The 22,450-nt window shown below is 41.4% G+C and carries 19 protein-coding genes; 15 read left to right on the top strand and 4 right to left on the bottom strand.

Annotation, left to right across the window (positions count from 1 at the left end; all coding sequences use genetic code 11):
* Positions 1 to 173: 173 nt before the first annotated feature.
* On the top strand, positions 174 to 1,886 hold the full coding sequence (locus KA717_31330; GenBank protein UXE64826.1) for an efflux RND transporter periplasmic adaptor subunit: 1,713 nt from the start codon (positions 174 to 176) through the stop codon (positions 1,884 to 1,886).
* Positions 1,887 to 2,127: 241 nt separating this feature from the next.
* Positions 2,128 to 3,435 (top strand): ABC transporter permease, encoded by a 1,308-nt coding sequence (locus KA717_31325; GenBank protein ID UXE60113.1) that lies wholly within the window; start codon positions 2,128 to 2,130, stop codon positions 3,433 to 3,435.
* Positions 3,436 to 3,570: 135 nt separating this feature from the next.
* On the opposite strand, the gene KA717_31320 is transcribed toward KA717_31325, so the two are convergent.
* A complete protein-coding gene (locus KA717_31320; protein UXE60112.1) occupies positions 3,571 to 4,296 on the bottom strand; it encodes a GDSL-type esterase/lipase family protein in 726 nt (241 codons plus the stop codon).
* Positions 4,297 to 4,629: 333 nt separating this feature from the next.
* Here KA717_31320 and tsaB point away from each other — a divergent pair, with 333 nt between their 5' ends.
* Positions 4,630 to 5,259, top strand: coding sequence for a tRNA (adenosine(37)-N6)-threonylcarbamoyltransferase complex dimerization subunit type 1 TsaB (tsaB, locus tag KA717_31315; GenBank protein UXE60111.1), 630 nt, complete (start codon positions 4,630 to 4,632; stop codon positions 5,257 to 5,259).
* An 82-nt stretch (positions 5,260 to 5,341) separates the two neighbouring features.
* Positions 5,342 to 6,265, top strand: a complete 924-nt coding sequence (locus KA717_31310; protein ID UXE60110.1) for an NAD-dependent epimerase/dehydratase family protein — start codon at positions 5,342 to 5,344, stop codon at positions 6,263 to 6,265.
* A gap of 59 nt (positions 6,266 to 6,324) precedes the next feature.
* Here the strand turns inward: KA717_31310 and KA717_31305 are convergent, their stop codons facing one another.
* Together KA717_31305 and KA717_31300 are read right to left on the bottom strand one after the other, a co-directional pair.
* Positions 6,325 to 6,936: a hypothetical protein gene (locus tag KA717_31305; GenBank protein ID UXE60109.1), complete on the bottom strand. Its 612-nt coding sequence runs from the start codon at positions 6,934 to 6,936 to the stop codon at positions 6,325 to 6,327.
* A 58-nt stretch (positions 6,937 to 6,994) separates the two neighbouring features.
* A complete protein-coding gene (locus tag KA717_31300; protein UXE60108.1) occupies positions 6,995 to 9,502 on the bottom strand; it encodes an SBBP repeat-containing protein in 2,508 nt (835 codons plus the stop codon).
* Between the two features lie 507 nt (positions 9,503 to 10,009).
* Between KA717_31300 and KA717_31295 the strand changes: the two genes are divergently transcribed.
* Together KA717_31295 and KA717_31290 are read left to right on the top strand one after the other, a co-directional pair.
* The gene (locus KA717_31295; protein ID UXE60107.1) at positions 10,010 to 10,252 is read left to right on the top strand and encodes a hypothetical protein; all 243 of its coding nucleotides are present in this window, start codon (positions 10,010 to 10,012) and stop codon (positions 10,250 to 10,252) included.
* Positions 10,240 to 11,118: an ISKra4 family transposase gene (locus KA717_31290; GenBank protein UXE64825.1), complete on the top strand. Its 879-nt coding sequence runs from the start codon at positions 10,240 to 10,242 to the stop codon at positions 11,116 to 11,118. Before KA717_31295 ends, KA717_31290 begins: the two co-directional genes overlap by 13 nt.
* Before the next feature lie 220 nt (positions 11,119 to 11,338).
* Here KA717_31290 and gcvT read toward each other — a convergent pair whose 3' ends face one another.
* A complete protein-coding gene (gene gcvT / locus KA717_31285) occupies positions 11,339 to 12,463 on the bottom strand; it encodes a glycine cleavage system aminomethyltransferase GcvT (GenBank protein UXE60106.1) in 1,125 nt (374 codons plus the stop codon).
* A gap of 236 nt (positions 12,464 to 12,699) precedes the next feature.
* On the opposite strand from gcvT, the gene KA717_31280 reads away from it, so the two are divergent.
* The 9 genes from KA717_31280 to KA717_31240 all read left to right on the top strand — a co-directional run bounded on the left by KA717_31280 (position 12,700) and on the right by KA717_31240 (position 22,449).
* Complete coding sequence (locus tag KA717_31280; GenBank protein ID UXE60105.1) at positions 12,700 to 13,668, top strand: heme A synthase; 969 nt, start codon at positions 12,700 to 12,702, stop codon at positions 13,666 to 13,668.
* 81 nt (positions 13,669 to 13,749) lie between these two features.
* Positions 13,750 to 14,700 (top strand): heme o synthase, encoded by a 951-nt coding sequence (locus tag KA717_31275; protein UXE60104.1) that lies wholly within the window; start codon positions 13,750 to 13,752, stop codon positions 14,698 to 14,700.
* A gap of 9 nt (positions 14,701 to 14,709) precedes the next feature.
* Complete coding sequence (locus KA717_31270) at positions 14,710 to 15,531, top strand: CPBP family intramembrane metalloprotease (GenBank protein UXE60103.1); 822 nt, start codon at positions 14,710 to 14,712, stop codon at positions 15,529 to 15,531.
* Between the two features lie 124 nt (positions 15,532 to 15,655).
* On the top strand, positions 15,656 to 16,417 hold the full coding sequence (gene map / locus KA717_31265; protein ID UXE60102.1) for a type I methionyl aminopeptidase: 762 nt from the start codon (positions 15,656 to 15,658) through the stop codon (positions 16,415 to 16,417).
* 25 nt (positions 16,418 to 16,442) lie between these two features.
* Entirely contained in the window at positions 16,443 to 18,260 is a 1,818-nt protein-coding gene (locus KA717_31260) for an ABC transporter ATP-binding protein/permease (protein ID UXE60101.1), read from the top strand.
* Positions 18,261 to 18,439: 179 nt separating this feature from the next.
* The gene (locus KA717_31255) at positions 18,440 to 19,576 is read left to right on the top strand and encodes a nucleotidyltransferase family protein (protein ID UXE60100.1); all 1,137 of its coding nucleotides are present in this window, start codon (positions 18,440 to 18,442) and stop codon (positions 19,574 to 19,576) included.
* An 81-nt stretch (positions 19,577 to 19,657) separates the two neighbouring features.
* Positions 19,658 to 20,020: a PqqD family protein gene (locus KA717_31250; protein ID UXE60099.1), complete on the top strand. Its 363-nt coding sequence runs from the start codon at positions 19,658 to 19,660 to the stop codon at positions 20,018 to 20,020.
* 27 nt (positions 20,021 to 20,047) lie between these two features.
* Positions 20,048 to 21,202 carry an ISL3 family transposase gene (locus tag KA717_31245; protein UXE60098.1) on the top strand — a complete coding sequence of 385 codons (1,155 nt, stop codon included), beginning with the start codon at positions 20,048 to 20,050 and terminating at the stop codon, positions 21,200 to 21,202.
* Positions 21,203 to 21,384: 182 nt separating this feature from the next.
* Positions 21,385 to 22,449 (top strand): hypothetical protein, encoded by a 1,065-nt coding sequence (locus KA717_31240; protein UXE60097.1) that lies wholly within the window; start codon positions 21,385 to 21,387, stop codon positions 22,447 to 22,449.
* Position 22,450: the final 1 nt, after the last annotated feature.

The raw sequence follows: 22,450 nt of genomic DNA, 5'->3' as shown, positions 1-22,450 counted from the left end.
AAGCAAAAGTGAAAGCTCTGAACTTTTTTCCAAATTACCTTAGCCCCTCAGGATTCCCAAGCCTTTGAACGTTATGATCAAGGTTCAAGTCTAAAAAAATATAGACCTGATTTCTAGACACCTGGGTTTCTTGCGACCATTGCTTCAATACTTTTACCTAACTGTTGACTTCGATGCACAGTAATTTAACTAAGAATCCCACCGAGAATCCCACTGAGAGTCCTGCTGTAACCCAATCCTTCTCTGCCAAAACCAAATCCCATCCTCTCCTCAATCCCCTCAAGGGGGTAATGGCCTTAATGGTGCTGGGACTTTGTGGTTGGGGGGGCTGGACTCTCTATCAACAAAATGTGGTTGTTCCTGAAATTAAAGCCAAACACCTCCAAAATACGGTTTCCGTTCAACGTCAAAATTTAACTGTCACCGTCATGGCCAATGGGACAGTACAACCCCAACTTTCCGTCAATGTGAGTCCTAAAAATTCTGGCATTCTCAAACAATTGTTTGTTAAAGAAGGCGATCGCGTTCAAAAAGGACAGTTACTAGCCAAAATGGATGACTCAAATTTCCAGGGTCAACTCCTACAAAGTCAGGGTCAAGTCACTCAAGCCCAAGCCAATTTAGCAAAGTTAAAAGCGGGAAATCGTCCTCAAGATATTGCCCAAGCCCAAGCCGAACTTGGTCAAGCCCAAGCTAATTTAGACAAGTTAAAAGCTGGCAATCGCCCTCAAGATATTGCCCAAGCTCAAGCCGAACTCGGTCAAGCCCAAGCTAATTTAGACAAGTTAAGAAGAGGTAATCGTCCTCAAGATATTGCTCAAGCCCAAGCCCGCTTAGAAAATGCCCTCAGTAATCAACGCCAGGCGGATCTGGTTTTCCTTCAGAATCGTACTCTTAATGAAGAAGGCGCGATCGCTGAAAGGGATTGGGAAAATTCACGCACTCAACGGGATAATGCCGCCGCCCAGGTACGGGAAGCTAAACAAGCTCTATCTTTAATCAAATCTGGTTCTCGTCCAGAGGAAATTCAACAGGCCGCAGAAGTCGTAGCCCAAAAACAGGCCGCTCTATCTTTAATCAAATCCGGTTTTCGTCCAGAGGAAATTCAACAGGCCGCAGAGGTTGTTGCTCAAAAACAGGCTGCTTTATCTTTAATGAAATCTGGCTCTCGTGCCGAAGATATTGCCCAAGCTCAAGCTCAAGTCGCGATCGCCCAGGGGAATTTAAAAACGGTTCAAACCCAAATTCAAGATACGGAAATTCGCGCTCCTTTCGATGGTATTGTGGCTCGTAAATACGCCGATCCTGGTGCTTTTGTTACCCCAACTACTGCTGGCAGTGCTGTCTCTTCGGCCACCTCGTCTTCTATTTTGGCATTAGCAGCACGCAATCAAATTGTGACTAACGTTTCAGAAAGTAACATTGCCCAGATGAGTTTAGGCCAAAAAGCCCTGATTAAAGCCGATGCCTATCCCACCAAAACCTTTGTCGGAAAAGTTATTCAAATTGCTCCCCAATCGATTGTGCAACAAAATGTCACCAGTTTTGAAGTGAAAGTTGCTATTTTAAATGATTCTCAAAATTTACTGAGATCAGGAATGAATGTACGAGTGGAATTCGCAGCCGGTCAAGTTAAGAATGTTTTAGTTGTCCCGACAGTGGCCATTGTTCGCCAAGAAGAAGGAACCGGCGTTTATCTGTGGAAAAATAATCAAGCCGAGTTTGTGCCGATTAAGACGGGCTTAACGGTTAATGACAAAACAGAAATAAGCTCCGGTTTACAGGAAAAAGATCGTATTTTAATTACCTTTCCTGATGGTAAACGACCTCGTTCTAAAGTTCCAGGCTCCCCTGGTATGCCCGGTTTAGGTGGTGGTTCTAGATAGGGTTTGGGGCGAAGAAAATGCTGAAAAATAATCCTGCCAAATTTTGCCCCCCAGCCCTCCAAAATTGGGGGAGATCGGTCTCTTTCGCGGTTCAAAGTCCCCCAGTATTGGGGGATTTAGGGGGCTGGATCAGGTGAAACAGAAAACCAAAAACTTATGTGTACACGGCAGCTTTATTAAGGGTGGCAGGGGGATCAAGCAAAAAATCTATCTTTAATTTAATTGTAAACAGCTACTTAATATGAAAAAAAAGAATGAAGCCTTAAAACAGAAAGATCAGTCAGGGTTAACCCCAGAGGAACAGCTTTTAAATCGTTCCCTGGTGACAGAAATTCTAACCATGGCCGTCCAATCTCTGTGGAATAATAAGTTACGAACGGGGCTAACCATGTTGGGGATGGTGATTGGGATCAGTTCGGTGGTGGCGATTACCTCTTTAGGGGAAGGGGTTAAAAAAGCAACGGAGCAACAGATTCAATCCCTCGGTTCGGATGTGATTCTCGTTTTAGCGGGGGCTGCTAGTAGTGGCGGCATTAGTCAGGGGGCTGGTTCGGCCTCTACCTTGACCTTAGAAGATGCTAAGGCGATCGCTGCTCAGGTGACAGCCGCTAGAAAAGTTACTGCTTTTTTACAACGGGGAAATATACAGGTTGTCTATAGCGGTCAAAATATCGCCACTTCGGTATTGGGAACCGATTTAAACTATCCTGATGTCAAAGATTCCTATCCTGAAATCGGCCAATTTTTTACCCAGACGGATTTAGATAATGCCCAACCCGTTGCCATTTTAGGAACTAAAGTTCGGGATCAATTATTTGGCAAAGAATCCCCCATTGGTAAAGAAATTCGGATTCAAAATCAACTTTATCGAGTCATTGGTGTGATGCCGCCTAAAGGGGCAATTGGCAATGTAGATCAAGATGATCGCATCTTTATTCCCCTTAGTAATATGTCCAGTCGAATTGTGGGCAATAATGCCATTTCTGGTGTTGCAATTTCAGGGATCTGGGTGGCGGCCAAGGATGGGAATCAACTGGATGCTACTCAATTTCAAGTGACCAATTTATTACGATTGCGCCATAATATTTATCCTCCCGAATTAGATGATTTTCGCATTATTAATCAGGTGGATGTGATTAATACTTTCACCAGTGTCGTCAGTATGTTTACAGTTATGGTAGTAGCGATCGCTGGTATTTCTTTAGTGGTAGGTGGCATTGGTATTGCCAATATTATGCTGGTTTCAGTGGTGGAAAGAACCAAAGAAGTGGGACTCCGTAAAGCTTTGGGAGCAACTTATACCGCTATTTTGTCCCAATTTTTAACAGAGGCAGTGGTGGTTTCGACAGTGGGTGGCGTGATTGGCATTGTCCTGGGTATTACGATCGCGATCGGCTCAACCCAGACCATGAAAATTCCCTTGGTCATCTCTATCTGGTCAATTACCTCCGGCTTCGGTATTTCGGTGACAGTGGGTTTAATTGCTGGTGTGGTTCCAGCCCGTAATGCGGCCAAACTTGATGCAATTATCGCCCTTCGTAGTGATTAAAAGAGTCAATTATACTAGTCTTCTAACTTTAAAAGATCAACTTTCACCCGCTTAAATTATCTGGTGATTTTACCGAAAAATCCCCAACAAGGGGCTTAAGCCCCTTGCCCTTATCTGTTTAAGATCATTAGCTGCTTATCTAACAGCAAGCTCTCCTTGCAAGAAAGAGGCCACTGGACGGAGTTTGTGATGTAAAGGTTGCCAAGCTAACACATCATCTAATAACGCTTTATAACCGGCCACATTGGGATGGAGACCATCTTCCATTAGGTGTGAGTTAATCCAAGCTTCACCACGCTGTTGCCAAAGATCAAAAATATCGAGATAAGGAATATTGTGCGCCGCACAGAGTTGTTTACTCAGTTCCTTATACTTATATTGATCGGCATGATTGAAATAAAAACAATCTAGAAAAGGCATTTTGGACTCATTAACAGGAACCATGCCCACAAATAAGACGGGACAAAGTTGCTGGGCCTGTTCTAAAAGATGATTAACCTGTTTTTCAAACAACAATAAATCGGTAAAGGAACGGCCATCGGGTCGCCCTAAACGGGGAGAATCATTGACCCCCACCGAGAGGATAAGCAGGTCTGGAACCTTATTGCGAATTTCTCCTCGATAGCGAAACTCTAATTCTAATCGCTCGGCGACCTGGGAAACGCGATCGCCGCGAATGCCTAGGTTATAGAGAACGTGGCCATCACCTTCCATCCACAGACGGCGCAGACGTTCTACCCATCCTCCCCCAATGGGATCGCCGTAGCCATAGACCAAACTGTCCCCCATAGCAATAATTTTCAGGGGATGCTCAAAACGGGAAACAGAACCATTTAAGGTAGGAGGCGAGATTGTTTGCATGATGGAATCTTCCTAATTGCAAGCAATTTACAAATCTAAACAAAGTTTAACGTAGATTGCCGATTTTACCGTAAGTATTTATACCAAGAGGGCTGATTGACCTCAAGGAAAGAGTTTTCAAATTAAGGGAAACACAGACTAGAGGTGAAAGATGTGGCCAGTGGGCTACAGACCCAGTAAACTAGCGAAGGGAATCTTGCGTAAGAACAACATCGGCTTATAGAGTTCATAGTTCCTATCCTATCTCATCCGCTAAGGCCCCTGCGGTTAGGAGATATACAAAACTTCATTAACTTAAGTAAATTTTATGAGAAGAGAGGGATTTGGAACGTGATGACGACTCAGACGACTCCCATCTATGGGCTGGCTTTGCATACCAGTAGTCAACAATTGGGGTTGGCGATCGCCGTCAATGGTGAGATTAGCCGCAGTCAAACCTGGGATTTGGGGCGGGAATTATCTAACCAATTACATCTCCATTTAGCAGAATTTATTCAACCCCAAACCTGGTCAGATATGGCCTATCTAGCGGTTGCTCAGGGGCCAGGCAGTTTTACCAGTATTCGTATTGGTCTGGTAACAGCCCGTACTTTGGGGCAACAATTGCATATTCCGGTCTTTGCCCTGTCGAGTTTAGCGGCCTTCGCCCTTTCCAAAGTGGATCATCTTTCCCCATCTGGCTTAATTGCGGTGCAAATGGCGGCTACTCGTGGCCAAATCTACGGTGCGGTTTATCAGATCCAAGATCAGTCTATCAAGATTATTTTCGGCGATCGCCTTTTAGATCCTCCCGACTGGCAAAGGCAATTAGCCCAAATTGATCCCGATCTCCATCCCTTGCTCGCACCAGAAGCCCTGGGCCAAAATGTTGATCAGATCTTGCTTTTAGCCCATCAGTCATGGCAAGCCGGTCAGCGATCGCCCTGGTCAGAAGCCTTACCCTTCTATGGTGTGTCGCCCTAATGGAGAAGTGGGGTTTTCCAAGATCCTTAGTCGTTTATAATGCTCAACACAACAAACCAATAAAGAAAAGCTGGCAAACTAAATGAAAATCTTAGTCACCGGTGGAACCGGATTTTTGGGAACAACATTATGTTCTCAATTAGAAGCTCAGGGCCATGAATTAGTGCGGATCAACTCCAAAAATGCTGATCTGAGAAAAGCGGACTCTCTCGATCAGTTTAATCATCATTCCTACGACCAAATTTATCATTTAGCCGCCTGGACTCAGGCTGGTGATTTTTGTCTTTTCCATCCAGGAGAACAGTGGATTATTAATCAACAAATCAATACCAATATGCTGACCTGGTGGCAACAATATCAACCTCAAGCAAAATTTATCTGCATGGGAACCAGTTGTGCCTACGATCCGAATTTACCTTTGCGAGAAGAAAATTATTTAACTGGCATTCCGATTGATAGTCTCTTCACCTACGCCATGACCAAGAGAATGCTTTATGTTGGTTTATTAGCACTACATAAACAGTATGGGTTAAATTATTTATGTTTAGTCCCTTCCACACTCTATGGGGCTGGCTACCACACAGATGGGCGGCAAATGCACTTTATTTTTGATCTGATCCGCAAAATTATTCGAGCAAAACTTTACGGCGAACCTGTCATTCTCTGGGGAGATGGCTATCAATCTAGAGAACTGGTTTATGTAGAAGATTTTGCCCAGATTGCCCTTCAACTTGCCCAAACTGTTGATCATGATTTAATCAATATTGGGGCAGGAGAAGAATTTACGATTCGTCACTTTGCCAAGGTGATTTGTGAGCAGGTTGGTTATGATTTTGAGAAAATTCAATTTGATACAAGTCGCTATGTTGGTGCCAAATCAAAATGTTTAGAGGTCGAAAAATTACAAAAAGTCTTGCCGGATCTAACGCTCACCAATTTACATACAGGGTTAGCTAAAACGATCGCCTGGTTTTGGGAAGAACAGGAAAAATTAGTACCTGCTTAATCATTTTGATCGGAAAAATGAGCTTTAAGATTGCTTCCATAGTAATAGATCAGTTGAGATTAACATAATTCAGCTTTACGTAATCGATCCAGTAAACCGGTTCGGTTGGGATATTTCTTAGCAATTCTTTGCACCCTTTCCTGAAAAATAACAGTTTGATTTTGATAGTTGGCTAAATCTCGCAATTGTATTAATAATTTCAGGGCTTGATCGTAATTTTGGGCCTTGGGTGCAACTAACAGGGTGTCAATTTCTGCCCACATTGCATTAGCTTTAGGCGCGATCACCTGTAGTGCTTTAATTCTTACTTTTTCTGCCTTTTCTAACTCTTGACGCTCCCATATAGTTGCCTGCTCTGACGCTGCGATCGCCAACTGAGCCTGTTTACTTTCCATCGTCTGACGTTGTCCCTGTTCATTCAGAAACCGAATCGTTAAAATTTCCCCTTTAGGTTCTTTTAAGTTCAGTTGATCTTTATTCTCATCGCCAAATCGCTGAATAATACCCACTTTGAGGTCAATATCCTTGGACTGAGACGGTGACATTGCCACCCCCAACCCTGGTAGAGAAATCAGAGCAAAGAAAAATAAGGATAGATAATACGTCAGGGACTTTTGATAGACGGCAATGGGCATGGATTGGTAATAGGGATCAACAAAAACAGTCAGCAATATCTTAAAGGATTATTGCCGCTCTTTGGACAAAACAGTATCGTCCCTAGTCAAGCACCTAGCTAAGAAAGAAATTCGAAGGTTGGAGAGACAAGTTAGGACTAAGGTTAGCGAATCGGATGGGCGTGTTGGGCCCATCACCATCAGAATCAAAGATTAAGGCACCAGTCCCCTGATTATAAATAAAACGTTGACTAGCATTCGTAGCACTTGACCCGATGAACAATTGATTGTCCGCTAAGATCCCACCCGACACTAAACCACCACCAAAGCCTTGGGCATCCACTAAAATGGTATCCTCACTGGGGGTGAAATCAGCGATGGTATCAGTGCCCAGATCAAGACCCGCAAAAGTAAAAGTATCACTATTAGCTACACCGGTTAAAACATCATTACCCTTTCCTCCCGTTAGATAATCGGCTGCGGCCCCACCCTGAAGAACATCTATCAAGTCGCCTCCAACCTGTTGACGAGTGCCGTCATCATTGACAATCGTAGCAGTTGGGACAGTTGGGACAGTGCCAGTGTTAATTCCGTAATTCGCACCAGCAATCAGCTGTAAATCAATAGTTTCATTGTCCTCAACAATACTATCATCTATCGGATTAAGGGTGAGGGTGACAGTGCTAGACCCCGGTGCAAAATTAATGACTCCTTGCGTTCCTGTAAAACTAGTCGCTCCTGTTTGAACATAATCAGTGTTAAAAATAGCAGTCCCGCCGATCGTAAAATTGACAGTCAAAGCATTGGTTGTTAAACCAGAACGACTAAAAGTATAGACAAAGTTATTCGGTACGTTCTCAGAAAGAGAACCATAGTTCAAGCTAACGCTAACCAACGGTAGATCATTGCTTAGATCCAACAGATTCCCCTCCGTATCAAAACCAGCGACAAAAGCATCATTGCTGCCTGAACTATTATTACCAGGCAAGCTACCACTAGTATAGCCAGCAACATAGATATTGCCAGTTTTATCGATTCGGATTGAATTGATGTTGTCAGAACCAGATGAACCAAACTGCTTGGCCCAAAGTTGAGTGCCACTGGCATTGTACTTAATCAAAAAACCATCGTTACTTCCTAAATTGGTATAACCCGATAAACTACCATAGGTATCACCAGCAACATAAATATTACCGCTACTATCAGTCGTAACCGCACGAGCATTATCACTGTTAGATGAACCAAACTGACGAATCCATTTTTGAGTACCATTCCCATTATATTTTGCAAGCATTCCATCTGTACTACCAAGGCTGCTATTGCCAGCCAAAGCGCCGTAAGTTTGACCAACGACATAAATACCACCACTAGTATCCATGCTAACACCATAGGCAATATCAGAAACAGATGAGCCAAATTGTTTAATCCAAACGATATCACCACTAGCATTATATTTAGTGATGAAAGCATCATTGACACCTAGTTTGGTATTACCAGGTAAAGTACTCGCTGTATAGCCAACGACATAAACATTGCTGCTACTATCGATAGTGACTCCATTGGCATTATCAGAACTAAATGAACCAAACTGATCAATCCAAATTTGATTACCGTTTGCATCATATCTGGCAACAAAAACATCACTAACCCCAGCCGTTTTAGTGCCTGATACAACGCCAAAGGTGTAACCTGTAATATAGGAGTTACCAGCAATGTCAGTATAAATAGCAGTGGCATAATCATTGGTCGATGAACCAAACTGTTTGGCCCAGACTTTATTGCCACTAGCATCATATTTGGTGATGAAAGCATCCCAAACGCCTAAATTGTCATTCCCTGAAAAATCACCATAGGTATAGCCAGTAACATAAATATTGTTATCATCATCTATGCTAATTCCATTGGCAGTATCAGAACTGGATGAACCGAACTGCTTAGTCCAAACTGGATTACCACTGGCACTGGCAGTATATTTGGTCAGAAAAGCATCGCTAACCCCCAAATTGCTATAGCCAGGTAAATTACCAGAGGTTCCACCCACCACGTAGATGTTCCCACTTTCGTCAGTCGTAATTCCATTACCTAGATCAGACATGGAAGAACCAAATTGTTTGTAGCCCGTTGTATTAAAAGATTCTTCAACAAGGATGGACTCTCCTCCCACAGAAATCCTGGCATGGTCATCCTCGGTTTGCATACGAGTTAACTCAGAGGAACTCAAGACGACTCCTCGTACTAAAGCCGAAAATAATTCTCCCTCATCTCCAGGTGAGTCTCTCTGATTGATTTGAGCATCTACAAAATGTCCATATTCTTCTAGTATCACTGCATTGAGTGACTGTTGACTAGCCGTCCTTACAAAGTGTTCTGATAGGTAAATTATATTATTTTTAGTTGAATAAGCACCATTGGCATTTTGAAGGTCGCGACTATCAATTACCTTAATCTGGGGAAATTGGCTAAAATCACCTTTTCTCCATTGGGAACGCAGAATTGATGCTGCTCGATGATTATATTCGGTGCCAAATATCGTCCTGAAAAGTTTCCAGAAACTTTCTAAATTAGAAAAACTGGTAAGCTGGTTGTAAACGGAGGTCAGATTAAGATCAAACAAACTAGCCATAAGATAATAACTAAAATTCCAAATCTTTCAAGATCAAACAAGTACGATGTTGTCAGCAAAAATAGGGTCTTTAACTGAACATTACCTGTTAGTATTGTTCCAGTTTTGTAGTTTTTGCAGTCAGATTTCAAAATATCATAGAATCGCAGGACTTGGTAATTATAATAAAATTATATAAAGTTAAATCATCACAATATAGTGAGCTAAATCAATACAAAATTGTACACTAATAAACGCAATTGTGCACTAACTAAACGCAGTAAAATTTTAAACTGATAGAACAAGTGAGGACTATGCTACTAGTTTTTTTCTTGATTTACAAAGCTTTTAGACATCAGCAAAGTTTAGATTATTTTCTAGAACCCTAATTCTGCCGTTCTTAGTTGTATATCGCGTAAAAAAAGTTATAGATGAAAGCTAAGTTAAAATTATAGATGAGAGGAAGGAGAAGGGGTACATCCCGGATAAAGTAGTACATAGAATCTGGGGTAAAATGGAAAAAAACTGATGAGCGAAAAAAGTATGTTACCGATTCCCCCAGAAGAAAAAGCACTGTTAAAACAGCATCTCACCGAATCAGCCCGTATCCTGCGCAAATATACGGAACCAGAGAAACAGAAGGACTTTGGAAGCATCGAAGTAGAAGTCAGAACCCAGATGTTAGAAATTGTGGGGCCAACAATGGGGGAGTTTTTTTTTCAGAAGGGGGAAAAAAACGGTCTGGAAACAAGCGAAAAATCAAAACCCTAGTCGGAGAAGTGGAAATAAGCCAAAAACAAGCCAGAAAACTAAAGGTGTCGCCAAAAATCGTCTTAAGTCCAGGTTTAGAGAAATGCTGTCTAAGAGCCAGTGCGAAAACATCCTACCAACAAGCAGAAGAAGATATAGAGGAGTTGATGGGGATAAAAGTAGGACATAGCAGTTTACATCGCTTGGTAGAACGGACAGAACTGCCCTTAGCTCAAGCTCAGTCAGAGAGTGCGGGGGTCAGTATAGATGGGGGAAAGATTTGTCTGCGGGGCGAGGAGAAGGAAGGGGGACAGTGGCGAGATTATAAACTGGTGAGTCTTCATGGCAATGTCTGTGAAGCCTTTTTCCAAGACCCAGAGGGCTTAAAGAATTGGAGCAATGTTCAACCTTTGTCCCCAATAGTGACCTTTTTGGGAGATGGTCATCCCGGAATCTGGAATGCGGTAGAGAGTTTCGCCACTCAATCGTGGCTGATACGACGAGAGGTGTTGGATTGGTATCATCTCAAGGAGAATCTGTTCAAAGTGGGTGGCTCTCTCAAACGGCTAGAAGCAGTGGAGCATTTACTGTGGCGGGGTTTTGTGAACAAGGCAATAGATGCGTTTGATGGAGTCAAAAGCAAGAGGGCAAAGAATTTTCAAGCCTATTTGACGAAGCATTATCAGCGTATCCCTGATTACCAATACTATCAACAGCTTGGTATTGTGATTGGTTCTGGTGATGTGGAGTCTAAGATTAAACAGGTGGGAGCTAGGGTTAAATTGTCGGGAGCACGTTGGCATCTTCATAATGTTTCTCGTATTCTTCGGCTACGATGTGCTTATCTCAATCACTCTCCTCTTTTGAGTGTCAATGTATTATCTTAAGTCTCCTCTTTTGAGTGTCAATGTATTATCTTAAGTGGGATGCACCCAAGGAGAAGTTACGTCTGGCACTGGTTCAGCCTAGTTGTTAAATAGCCTGAAAGTCTTGCCCTGTAAGGATTTTAGTGATTCAGGGCAAAAATCGTTGTATCCCTTGCTGCACAGAGGTTTGATGCAATTCCAATAATCAGACTGAACCATTGCCAGTAATTTGAAAAAGCCGTTATTTATATTTATGAGCAGCACGATAAAAGGGTTTTTTGACAATTTTCCCGCCATAAACTTTTTCCCGAATTTCTACTCCGAGCGTCTGGCCAAGTTTACTCAATTCTGGGGGGACATAGGCTAAGGCGATCGCCTTTTCGAGGGTGGGGGAAAAAGTGCCACTGGTGACTTTGCCAACGACTTGCCCATCCACTTTGACCGGATAATCATGGCGAGCAATATGACGACCTTCCATTTCCAGGGCCACTAAACGTTTTTTCACGCCTTGCTGTTTTTGTTGTTCTAAAACCTTACGCCCGATAAAATCGCCCTTACTATCAAGATGAACTAACCATCCTAGTCCGGCCTCTAGGGGAGTAGTATTATCGTCCATATCCTGACCGTAGAGACACATGGCCGCTTCTAGTCTTAAGGTATCTCTTGCCCCTAATCCACAGGGAATCACTCCCAGACCAAACAGCGATCGCCATAGATCTTCTCCTAGTTCTGCCGAAAGCATAATTTCAAAGCCATCTTCACCGGTGTAACCTGTGCGAGCAATAAATACACTTTCTTCATATAAATTGGCTTCTAAATGGCCAAAGGCCGGTACATTAGTGAGATCCGTTTTCAGCAAAGATTGCAAAGTGCTGACAGCTTTGGGCCCCTGAAGGGCAATTAACACTTTTTCATCGGATTGATCTTGAAAGTCAATTGTGGTTGTATCTAAATGAGCAAGTAACCAGTTTTTATCCTTATCTCTCGTTCCCGCATTGACAATGACTGTCACCCTTTGGTCGCCGTCGTCTGTTTGTCCTTGGTCATAGATGATAATGTCATCAATAATGCCACCCTGTTCATTGAGTAGGACTGTATATTGGGCCCGACCTGGGGTTAAACGATTTAAGTCGGAAGGGACAAGTTGATCTAACGCCTGTAAGACAGATTTTCCCGTCAGCAGGAATTTACCCATGTGAGAAATATCAAACATTCCCACACCAGAACGAACGGCGGTATGTTCCTGTTTGAGTCCCGTAAATTGAACCGGCATTTCCCAGCCAGAAAATTCAGTGAATTTGGCCTTTTGGGCTTGAATCAGGGAAAACAGAGGGGTACGTACTAAGGATGAGGATGAAGGAGCCACAATGGTTGTCAGGGTTGAAAGGTAAAGGTTTACGCTAAATTGTTTTTTAGTTTAACTTATCTGACCAAGATGGAAGGCTCACTTTTGAGGGATCTATACTTTTTACTGATCCTGAAATAAATCTAAAGAATCATCGAACTTGTACAAATTAAACACCCTAAGCAGGAAAGACTTGGTTAAAATCTGTCGGTATTGACAGTCTGTCAATATTGGAACGCTCAGATGAACTTACTGCTATGACCGAATCCACGTTTCAACACCCTATCGAACCCGATTCTTCCCTCATTCAAACCTGGATGCGTCGTTTGGTTTGGAAAATTGCGATCGCCACTTTATTTCTGATGGCTGTCGGCAGTGCTACCAGGGTAATGAATGCAGGATTAGCCTGTCCTGATTGGCCCCTGTGTTATGGCCAATGGCTACCTCGACAACAGATGAATCTTCAGGTCTTTTTGGAATGGTTCCATCGTTTGGATGCGGCCTTGATTGGTTTAAGCACGCTGGCTTTTGTCGGTTTAAGTTTCTGGTTTCGCCAGTCCCTACCGCGTTGGCTTCCCTGGGCTGCCCTGGCTTCTTTAGGACTAATTCTCTTTCAAGGTGTATTGGGGGGATTAACGGTTATTCAACTGTTGCGCTTTGATATTGTGACGGCTCATTTAGGCACAGCCTTGCTTTTCTTTTGCACTCTGATTACGATTGCGTTAAATTTAATGCCTCGTCAGTATTATGGCAATGCTGGACGGTTAGGTTATCTGGGGGCGATCGCAACGGTATTGATCTATGTTCAATGTTTATTAGGAGGCTTAGTGGGTTCTCGCTGGGCAGCCCATCAATGTTTAAATGTGGCTCTCACTCAATTTTGTCAGGTTATGAATAGTCACCTGATAGGAGTGGTTCCGGCTACTCTTGCTGTATTGATAACGGCTTTTTATACCTGGCGCACTCCGGCCTTAGGTTCGGGATTACGTCCTTTGGCCAAAACGGCGATCGCCTTACTTTTCCTGCAAATTCTGCTAGGGACAGCAACATTACGGTTACATTTACAGGTTGAACCCCTAACCATAGCTCACCATACGATTGGAGCCAGTCTTTTAGGCACAATGCTGGCCTTTACGGTACTGGCTTTACGAGATCAAACCTCCGTTGCTCAACATATTCAGCCCTCTGAAGGCCAAGCCGACGGCGATCGCCTCAACTTTGTCTAGTTATTTTAACTGCCTCAACTCCTTCTTCTCAGACTGCGATTTTGCCGATTTCCGCTATCCCTTAATACTTCACGATTGACAATGGTTACTATCACAAAAATTGAACGTCATCACGCCAATTTCCCCGCAGTCCTGAAAAGCTATTATCAATTAACGAAGCCTCGCATTATTCCTTTGCTCCTGATTACCACGGCGGCGGCCATGTGGATTGCGTCGGAAGGACGAGTGGATCTTTTAAAGTTGTTTATCACCCTTATTGGCGGAACTTTGGCGGCGGCCTCAGCCCAAACCTTAAATTGTGTTTATGACCAAGATATTGACTACGAAATGTTACGCACCAGGGAACGTCCGATTCCGGCTGGTCGTGTTAAACCTCGTCATGCTCTCATTTTTGCCTTCATTTTAGGACTGATTTCCTTTAGCTTATTTGCGGTTTTTGTCAATCTCTTGAGTGGTTGTTTGGCAATGTCGGGCATTGTGTTTTATATGCTCATCTATACCCATTTTTTAAAACGCCATACAACTCAAAATATTGTCATTGGGGGCGCGGCTGGTTCTATTCCTCCTCTGGTCGGTTGGGCTGCGGTTACTGGCGATCTGAGTTTAACGCCTTGGTTATTATTCGCCATTATTTTTCTTTGGACTCCTCCCCACTTCTGGGCTTTAGCATTAATGATTAAGGATGATTACGCTCAGGTTAATGTACCCATGTTACCTGTCATTGAAGGTGAGGAAGCAACGGTCAAACAGATCTGGATCTATACCCTACTAGTCGTTCCCTTAACCTTATTTTTAGTTTATCCTCTGCATAGTTGTGGCTGGTTCTATGGTGCGATCGCCGTTATTTTAGGATGGCAATTTATTGTTAAAGCTTGGGAATTAAAACAGGCTCCCATGGATAAAATGGTCGCTCGTTCTCTGTTTAAGTTTTCCATTTTTTATCTGATGTTATTATGTTTAGCGATGGTGATTGATAGTTTACCGATTATTCAGACGTTAAGCATCAAATTAATGAGTGATTGGCCGCTGTAATTATTGTCTATGAACTCATTACTAGATCTACCGGCGATCGCCAAAATCGGACTATTTTTATTAATCTGGTTTTTGGCCTGGTTGCCTTTAGCTATTCCCCTAGCTTATCGTTTACAATGGCATCCTCTCCAGGAAACAACCCCCCAACAAAAATTACCCCTAGTTGCTTCCCTGTATCTGATTTTTCCACCCTTGCTTTGGTTACTATTACATAGCCAAAATATTGCATTGGCTGACTATGGCATCCTCTGGAATCGTGAGCTAGCAATCTCCCTACTCCTGGGATTAGGCTTAGGCGTGGGAGGACTAGCCCTAACCTTTGGACTAGAGACCTGGGGCGGTTGGATCGGATGGAAAACTCACCATTGGAGCAAGGCCCTCAAACTATCTCTTCCCCTGCTACTACTGGGACTCTGGATCGGATGGACTGAGGAACTGATCTTTCGAGGTATTTTTCAGACCGAACTTCAAAAAGACTATGGTGTGGGCCTAGCCGCCGCGATCGCCAGTCTGATCTTTGCCCTACTGCATCTGAGCTGGGAACGAAAAAACACTTTTCCCCAATTACCAGGTCTTTGGTTAATGGGCATGATCTTAGTGGAAGCCAGAATACTTAACAGTGGTAGTTTAGGACTAGCCTGGGGACTCCATGCTGCCTGGATTTGGGGTTTAGCTTCCCTCGATGCAGCCGATTTATTGCACTATCCTGATTCTTCCCCAGATTGGATGGTCGGCATTGGCAAATATCCCCTCGCTGGTTTAGCTGGTATCGCCTGTCTCTTAGTAACAGGCTGGTTGCTGTGGCAAGGCAAACAATGGTTTTATCTGTAAAACGCCGAAAATCGACAAAAAGAAAGGGAATGGGTTAAAGCTAAGTTGTCGATGCGTTCAACGCAAATTTACCGATAGAATAGTTAGTGACAAATTTTAGCAAATCATCTCTGACTCAACCTACATGGGAGAAACTATCACCCTTTTGTCCAAGCGCGAAATTGAAAAGATGCGACAAGCTGGCCAGTTAGCCGCGCAACTATTAGATCATCTTGCCCCGATAGTGCAGCCAGGAGTTAGTACCCAGACCCTCAATGATGAAGCCGAACGCTGGACGATCGCTCATGGAGCAAAAAGTGCTCCTCTGGGCTATAAAGGCTTTCCCAAGTCAATTTGTACAAGTGTGAATGAGGTTATTTGTCACGGTATTCCTAGTCCGAAACAAATCCTTAAAGATGGAGACATTATTAACATTGATGTCACCCCCATTCTAGACGGCTATCATGGCGATACCTCCCGTACTTTCATGGTGGGAACGCCTTCCCCCACCGCCCAAAAGTTAGTGGCTGTGACAGAAGAATGTTTGCGTCTTGGCATTGCAGCAGCGAGACCGGGCGGCACAATGGGCGATATTGGAGCCGCAATTCAGGAATATGCAGAAGCTCACGGATTTTCAGTGGTTAGGGATTTTGTCGGTCATGGTATTAGCCATGTTTTCCACACGCCGCCACAGGTTCCTCATTTTGGGGTGCGAGGCAAGGGGCGCAAGTTACGTCCGGGCATGGTTTTTACCATTGAACCGATGATCAATGAGGGAACCTATGAACATTTGCTGTTAGCCGATGGTTGGACAGCCATTACCAAGGATCGCAAACTTTCCGCTCAGTTTGAACATACGATCGCCATTACCGAAGATGGAGTTGAAATCCTAACGCTTCTAACCTAGGGGACTATGGACGTTTAAATAAAACGTGAGTAATATCAATCTTTTTAAAGAAGTAATTGCCACAATTCAATACTTACCCTGGGCTATTAACTTAGTGTGGCAATCAGCACACCGTTGGACGATCGCCTGGTTGACGTTAATTATCTTGCAAGGATTATTACCCATTGTTAACATTTATCTGACCAGGGATTTAGTTAATCATTTAGTACCAGTTAGTAAAAATAATTTTAATAATGATAGTTTACAATCAATATTAATACTAGTTATTGCATTAGGAATTATTCTCATTTTATCCCAAACCTTGCAAGGGTTAATGGATTGGGTACGAACCAGTCAAAGCGACTTAGTACAAGATCGGATTAATGACTTAATTCATCAAAAAGCTAGTGAATTGGACTTAAGTTTCTATGATGATCCCAACTATTATGATTGCCTAGAAAGAGCTAAAGTTGATGCTATTAGTCGTCCCGTTACTCTTCTGGAAAACTTGAGTAGCTTACTTCAAAGTAGTATTACCTTAGTGGCAATGTCAGGAATTTTAATCCCATTTGGTATCTGGGTTCCCCTGGCACTTTTAGTGAGTACCTTACCTGCCCTTTATATCACTTTTTACTATAATTATCGTCGTCATCAATGGCAAATGACAGTAACAACCCGACAACGAAGAAGTCGCTATTATGAAAATATTTTAACCAAAAGGGAAAATGTTACAGAAACTCGTATATTTAATCTAAGTTCCCATTTTCGAGAGGTCTATCAAAATCTACGCCAACGCCTACGCAACGAACAATTACAATTAATTCGTAATCAAGCGTTTGCTGATTTAGCGGCAGGGACATTGTCTATTACCGTGACAGGAATTGTAATGGCGATAATGGTTTGGCGAGCATTGCAAGCTCAGATTTCCCTGGGAGATTTAACCCTACTTTATCAAGCTTTTAATCAAGGGCAAAGTTTGATCAAAAATCTTCTCAGTAATACGGGGAAAATTTATTTTAATAGTTTATTTATTGAGAATTTAAAAGAATTTTTAAATCTAACTCCAATCTTAAAAGAAACTGCTAATTCTTACCCAATTCCTATTCCCATTAAAGATTCTATTCAATTTGAGAATATTCGTTTTCGTTATCCCCATAGTTCTCGTTGGGCTTTAGATGGTTTTGATCTGACAATTAAAGTGGAACAGGTTGTGGCGATCGTTGGGACAAATGGAGCGGGTAAAAGTACTTTGATGAAATTGCTTTGTCGTTTTTATGACCCAACAGAGGGTAATATTTTTATTGATAACCATAATTTAAAGGATCTACAAATCGAATCTTTACAACAAATTATTACGGTTTTATTCCAAGAACCCGTTCGTTACAATGAGCCTGCTGTCGATAATATTGCCTATGGCGACTGGGATAATCATCCCTCTTTTTCTAGGATTGAAGAGGCGGCTCAGGTTTCGGGGGCTGATAAAGTCATTGCTCGTTTACCCCAGGGTTATCAGGAAGTTCTGGGCAAATGGTTAGGCACGGCAGATTTAAGTGTGGGAGAATGGCAAAAAATTGCTCTGGCGAGGGCTTTTTTACGACAATCCGAAATTGTTCTTTTGGATGAACCTACTAGTGCAATGGATTCCTGGGCAGAGGCCGAATGGATGTCACGTTTTCGGGAATTGGTGGCGGGGCGGACTGCGATTATGATTACCCACCGTTTTACGACAGCCATGCAAGCTGATCAAATCTATGTGATGGATTGCGGAAAGATTGTAGAATCGGGAACTCATCAACAGTTATTAAGTCTCGGAGGACTTTATGCTCAATCATGGAAACAACAAATGAAAGATGTTAATCTTTAACTAAAATTTTCTTACTATTTACAATATTAAAAAATATGCAAGACGTTGAAATTAATCAATGGTTACTAGAGTTATTAAAATTAAAGCCAGGGCGATCGCCAAACCATGAAACTATCAGTTCAGATTTAATTAGCCCAGAAAATTGGCAAGGTTTACTAGATAAGGCGATCGAGCAACAAGTGGGGGCTTTATTATATTTTCAATTGCAATCTTTACCTGATTTAAGAGTTCCATTAATTATTCAGGAATCTCTCAAGGATATATACCGAAAAAACACCTTTTTTAACATGGCTTTAATGGGAGAGTTGAAATCTATTTTAAATCTTTTTAACTCTCACAAAATTCCAGTCATTGTTTTAAAAGGAGCGTATCTAGCTAAGGAAGTTTATTCTAAAATTGGTTTAAGAGAAATGGTCGATATTGATCTTTTAGTTCCTGACGATAAAGTTGAACAAGCCGCTAAATTATTAGAGATATTAGACTATCAATCTATTGGTGATTATGATGCCTCGCTAGAGGTTGAAAAATCATCTGGCCATCAACTTCCTCCTTTTCGCAAATCTTTTGCACTGCCTGTAATAGAAATTCACTGGACAATTTGTGATCCCAATGAAACCTATCAATTTGACCTTACAGAACTATGGCAGAGAGCAAAAAATACGGATTTTTTTGGAGAAACGGCTCTGGCTCTGGCTCCAGAGGATTTGATGTTACATCTCTGTCATCATGCGTCCTATCATCATAAATTCAATATTGGGGTTCGTCCTCTATGCGATTTAGCTAGGATTATTGAACATTTTCAGGATCAACTCGATTGGCAAGCACTACAAACGACGGCTGAACGATGGCAATGGCAAAAAGGTTTGTATATTATGTTAGCTTTTGCTCACTATTCTTTAGGAGTTGATTTACCCAATTTGATTCTACAAGCTATTGAGCATGGCGGAATTGATCAACCAACATTGGCGATCACGAAGGACGAATTATTTGTCAATCGCAGTACTAATAATCAACACCTCAGCTTCAAAATGACTATTCCTTTGGTGAACTTTATTGAACAACCGCATTTTATGGAAAAAATTAAATTAATGATTCAACAAATATTTCTTAACGCTCAGATGATGTCTGAAAGATATCCTGTGGAATCTAAATATACTGACCCCAAACTTTATTTTTATTACCTAATTCGGATTCGAGATCTATGGCAACGTTATTATCAATACACTCAACAATCGATGCTGGGTAATACAGAAGTTTCGGCGGTAACGAGACGAAAATATTTATTAAATCAGTGGTTACAAGAAAAATCTCAGTGAGAGTTGCATTTTGACTTAAATTAGTTTACAATCTCCAAATTATTTACCAGCAAAACTCTAACACTCAGCGATCGCAAAGCCATGAAATTTAAAATCAATACCCCTAATATTGTGCATGAACTGATTGACGGTGAAGTAATCATTGTCAATCTTAAGCAAGGTGATTACTACAGTTTGCTCAACACCTCTGCGGAAATTTGGACAGAGATTGAACGAGAACAATCATCTGCTCAAATTGTTGCCCAATTAATTCAAAACTATCACGAAGAACCAGAAATTATTGCTCAAGGCGTTCAACGATTTATAGACCAACTGATTGAAGAAGGTATTATTACTGAGTTGGCAGAAGATACACCAGAAAATGAAATAGTCTCTCATGGATTTGTCAATAATGGGATCGATAAGCCTCCTGGCTCTTCCCCCAACTGTGTGGAAAGTGTATAATAGTAATACCACAGTAGGAGGTGGAGTATGTGGATAAACTTGGATGAGCTACTAGGTTTGCCAAAGGTAACAGTCGTAAACTATCGAGAAATAGATGGTGCTTTGTTCTTAAAATTAAAAATGAAAAACGAAGTAATAGAATGTCCAAATTGTCATAAAGAATTGGAAGATATAAATCAAATAGAATATAATTTGGTTCGGGATTTATCCCTATTGGGAAAGAAAGTATATCTGGAAGTGCCCCGCCGCCAGTTCCATTGTGAAAAATGTCAGAAATACATAACAGAAAGACTGGACTTTATGCGGCTAAGAAAACATTATACAATTCGTTATGAAGAAAAGATTTATGAGCAAGTAAAAAAGAAAAATGTAGAAGAGGTAAGGCAAGAAGAAGAAATAAGTTGGGGAACATTGGAATCAATATTTGAAGAGTATGCAAAGCAGGCAGAAAAGAAGGAATGGGAATTACCAGAAAAGATAAGTTTAGACGAATTTAGTAATAGAAAAGGAAAAAAAGACTTTATTACAACAGTGATAGATATAAATAAAAAGGAATTGTTAGAAGTAATAAAAGGACACAAAAAAGAAGAGATAATAGAAGCCCTAAAGGTGCAGCCAGCAAGGGTTAGAGAGAATGTAAAGGAAGTAAGTGTGGATATGTGGGAGGGATTTACGTCAGCAATAAAGGAGTTATTTGTAAATGCTAAAATCGTCTATGATAGATTTCATGTAATGAAAAATATAAATGAAGAATTGAATAAATTGAGAAAGAAAATGAATATCCATAAAAAGGGTTTAACATACCTATTATGGAAAAATAAAGAAGAGTTAAAAAAAGAAAAAAGAGAAGAGTTAGAAGAGATATTGAAAATGTATCCTTGTTTAGGAATAGCGTATGAAATGAAGGAAGAGATTAGAGATATTTATGAGCATTCAAGAACGACAAATGGTGCAAGGAGAAAATTTGAAAAATGGATGAGAACAGCGTGCCTATTCTATAAAAAAAGTGTGGGTATGCTGAAAACTCATTTGACAGGTATATGCAATTATTTTGAAAACCATACAACTAATGGATTAACGGAAGGGATGAATACAAAAATTAAATTAATAAAAAGGAAAAGTTATGGATTTGCTAATTTTGAGCATCTACGGCTTAAATTGTTAGCTTGCTTTAACTCTTAACATAACATTACACACAGACAAGGGGAGAGCCGCCTCCTTTTGAAATGCCGAAACTGAGTAAATATACAGATATGGAAGATTTATTGGCTCTAGATCCGATTCATGAAGTAGATGAAACGGGCTGGCCGAATGCAAAATTGGAAGGCATTTTTTAAATAGATTAAAAATAAAGTCTTATTTTCATGGAATCGCTCATTTCACTTGAATTATTACCGACAGAAGATCCTCTCAGTTTTTTTGAAAATATTTATCATATTTCCCAACAAGCGATCGCTGCTTCGGAAGGACAAATTAATTATTTTTATCAGATTGCGGAGTCTAAAATCTGTTTATCTTTTGCAGGAAAGGGTTTAGTTTCAGCGATCGCTCCTGCCCTGGCTCATCTTGTTATTCCTACGGTTGATAATCCCGATTTAACTATTTTTTTATGGGATAGCACAACAACACAAACACGAATGCCTCCTCCTGTTTGGCAAAGAGAAGATCTACAGAAGCGAGGAGAAATTTCGAGCCTCAGTAATGAGCGCATTTGTACTTATTTTCAATGGGGAGCTAATGCCCTCAGTGTTCTGGATTTAGAAAGAAATTTAGGTATTTATTGGGTTAATAAACCAGAGGAATTGCCCTATTGGGAGACTGGTTCTCCTCTCAAAAATATTTTTCAACAATGGTTTAGTCAACAGAATCAACAAATGATTCACGCTGGAGCAGTCGGTCTTTCGACAGGAGGCGTGTTGATTGTGGGAAAAGGAGGAATGGGGAAATCAACAACGGCTCTAGCTTGCTTAAAGTCGGATTTATTTTATCTCAGTGATGACTATACTTTAGTTTCTACTCATTCCTTGCCCCATGCCTATAGTCTTTACAGTAGTGCAAAAAAAAAGCCTAATGATATCGAGCGACTACCCTGGTTAAAGTCATTAATTCATAACTCGAATCATCTGGATCAAGAAAAAGCACTTTATTTTTTAGCGGAACATTTTTCTGAGAGGCTTATCAATGATTTTCCCCTTAAAGCAATCCTTATTCCCCGTGTTACTGGTCAAATTAACTCTAACTTAGAACCTACCTCAGCGATCGCGGCTCTAACGGCTTTAGTCCCCAGCACAATTAAACAATTACCAGGAACAGGAAAAGAAGCCTGCGATCGCATGACTCAACTCACTCAAAAACTACCGAGTTATTATCTCAATCTCGGAACAGACTTAGCTCAAATTCCCCAGGTTATTCTCAATTTACTCAGATAAT

It is taken from the genome of Woronichinia naegeliana WA131 (genome assembly GCA_025370055.1).
GTDB classification, from domain to species: Bacteria; Cyanobacteriota; Cyanobacteriia; order Cyanobacteriales; family Microcystaceae; genus Woronichinia; species Woronichinia naegeliana.
The sequence above is the reverse complement of the archived record's forward strand: the minus strand, read 5'-3'. Positions and strand labels throughout refer to the sequence as shown.

What these genes read in the sequence shown, in the direction of transcription:
- KA717_31295 (UXE60107.1), top strand. Translation starts at nt 10,010, where the DNA reads ATGAGCGAAAAAAGTATGTTACCGATTCCCCCAGAAGAAAAAGCACTG.
- map (UXE60102.1), top strand. Translation starts at nt 15,656, where the DNA reads ATGGGAGAAACTATCACCCTTTTGTCCAAGCGCGAAATTGAAAAGATG.
- KA717_31320 (UXE60112.1), bottom strand. Translation starts at nt 4,296, where the DNA reads ATGCAAACAATCTCGCCTCCTACCTTAAATGGTTCTGTTTCCCGTTTT.
- KA717_31245 (UXE60098.1), top strand. Translation starts at nt 20,048, where the DNA reads ATGTGGATAAACTTGGATGAGCTACTAGGTTTGCCAAAGGTAACAGTC.
- KA717_31280 (UXE60105.1), top strand. Translation starts at nt 12,700, where the DNA reads ATGACCGAATCCACGTTTCAACACCCTATCGAACCCGATTCTTCCCTC.
- KA717_31325 (UXE60113.1), top strand. Translation starts at nt 2,128, where the DNA reads ATGAAAAAAAAGAATGAAGCCTTAAAACAGAAAGATCAGTCAGGGTTA.
- tsaB (UXE60111.1), top strand. Translation starts at nt 4,630, where the DNA reads ATGACGACTCAGACGACTCCCATCTATGGGCTGGCTTTGCATACCAGT.
- KA717_31270 (UXE60103.1), top strand. Translation starts at nt 14,710, where the DNA reads ATGAACTCATTACTAGATCTACCGGCGATCGCCAAAATCGGACTATTT.
- KA717_31240 (UXE60097.1), top strand. Translation starts at nt 21,385, where the DNA reads ATGGAATCGCTCATTTCACTTGAATTATTACCGACAGAAGATCCTCTC.
- KA717_31250 (UXE60099.1), top strand. Translation starts at nt 19,658, where the DNA reads ATGAAATTTAAAATCAATACCCCTAATATTGTGCATGAACTGATTGAC.
- KA717_31310 (UXE60110.1), top strand. Translation starts at nt 5,342, where the DNA reads ATGAAAATCTTAGTCACCGGTGGAACCGGATTTTTGGGAACAACATTA.
- KA717_31330 (UXE64826.1), top strand. Translation starts at nt 174, where the DNA reads ATGCACAGTAATTTAACTAAGAATCCCACCGAGAATCCCACTGAGAGT.
- KA717_31275 (UXE60104.1), top strand. Translation starts at nt 13,750, where the DNA reads ATGGTTACTATCACAAAAATTGAACGTCATCACGCCAATTTCCCCGCA.
- KA717_31300 (UXE60108.1), bottom strand. Translation starts at nt 9,502, where the DNA reads ATGGCTAGTTTGTTTGATCTTAATCTGACCTCCGTTTACAACCAGCTT.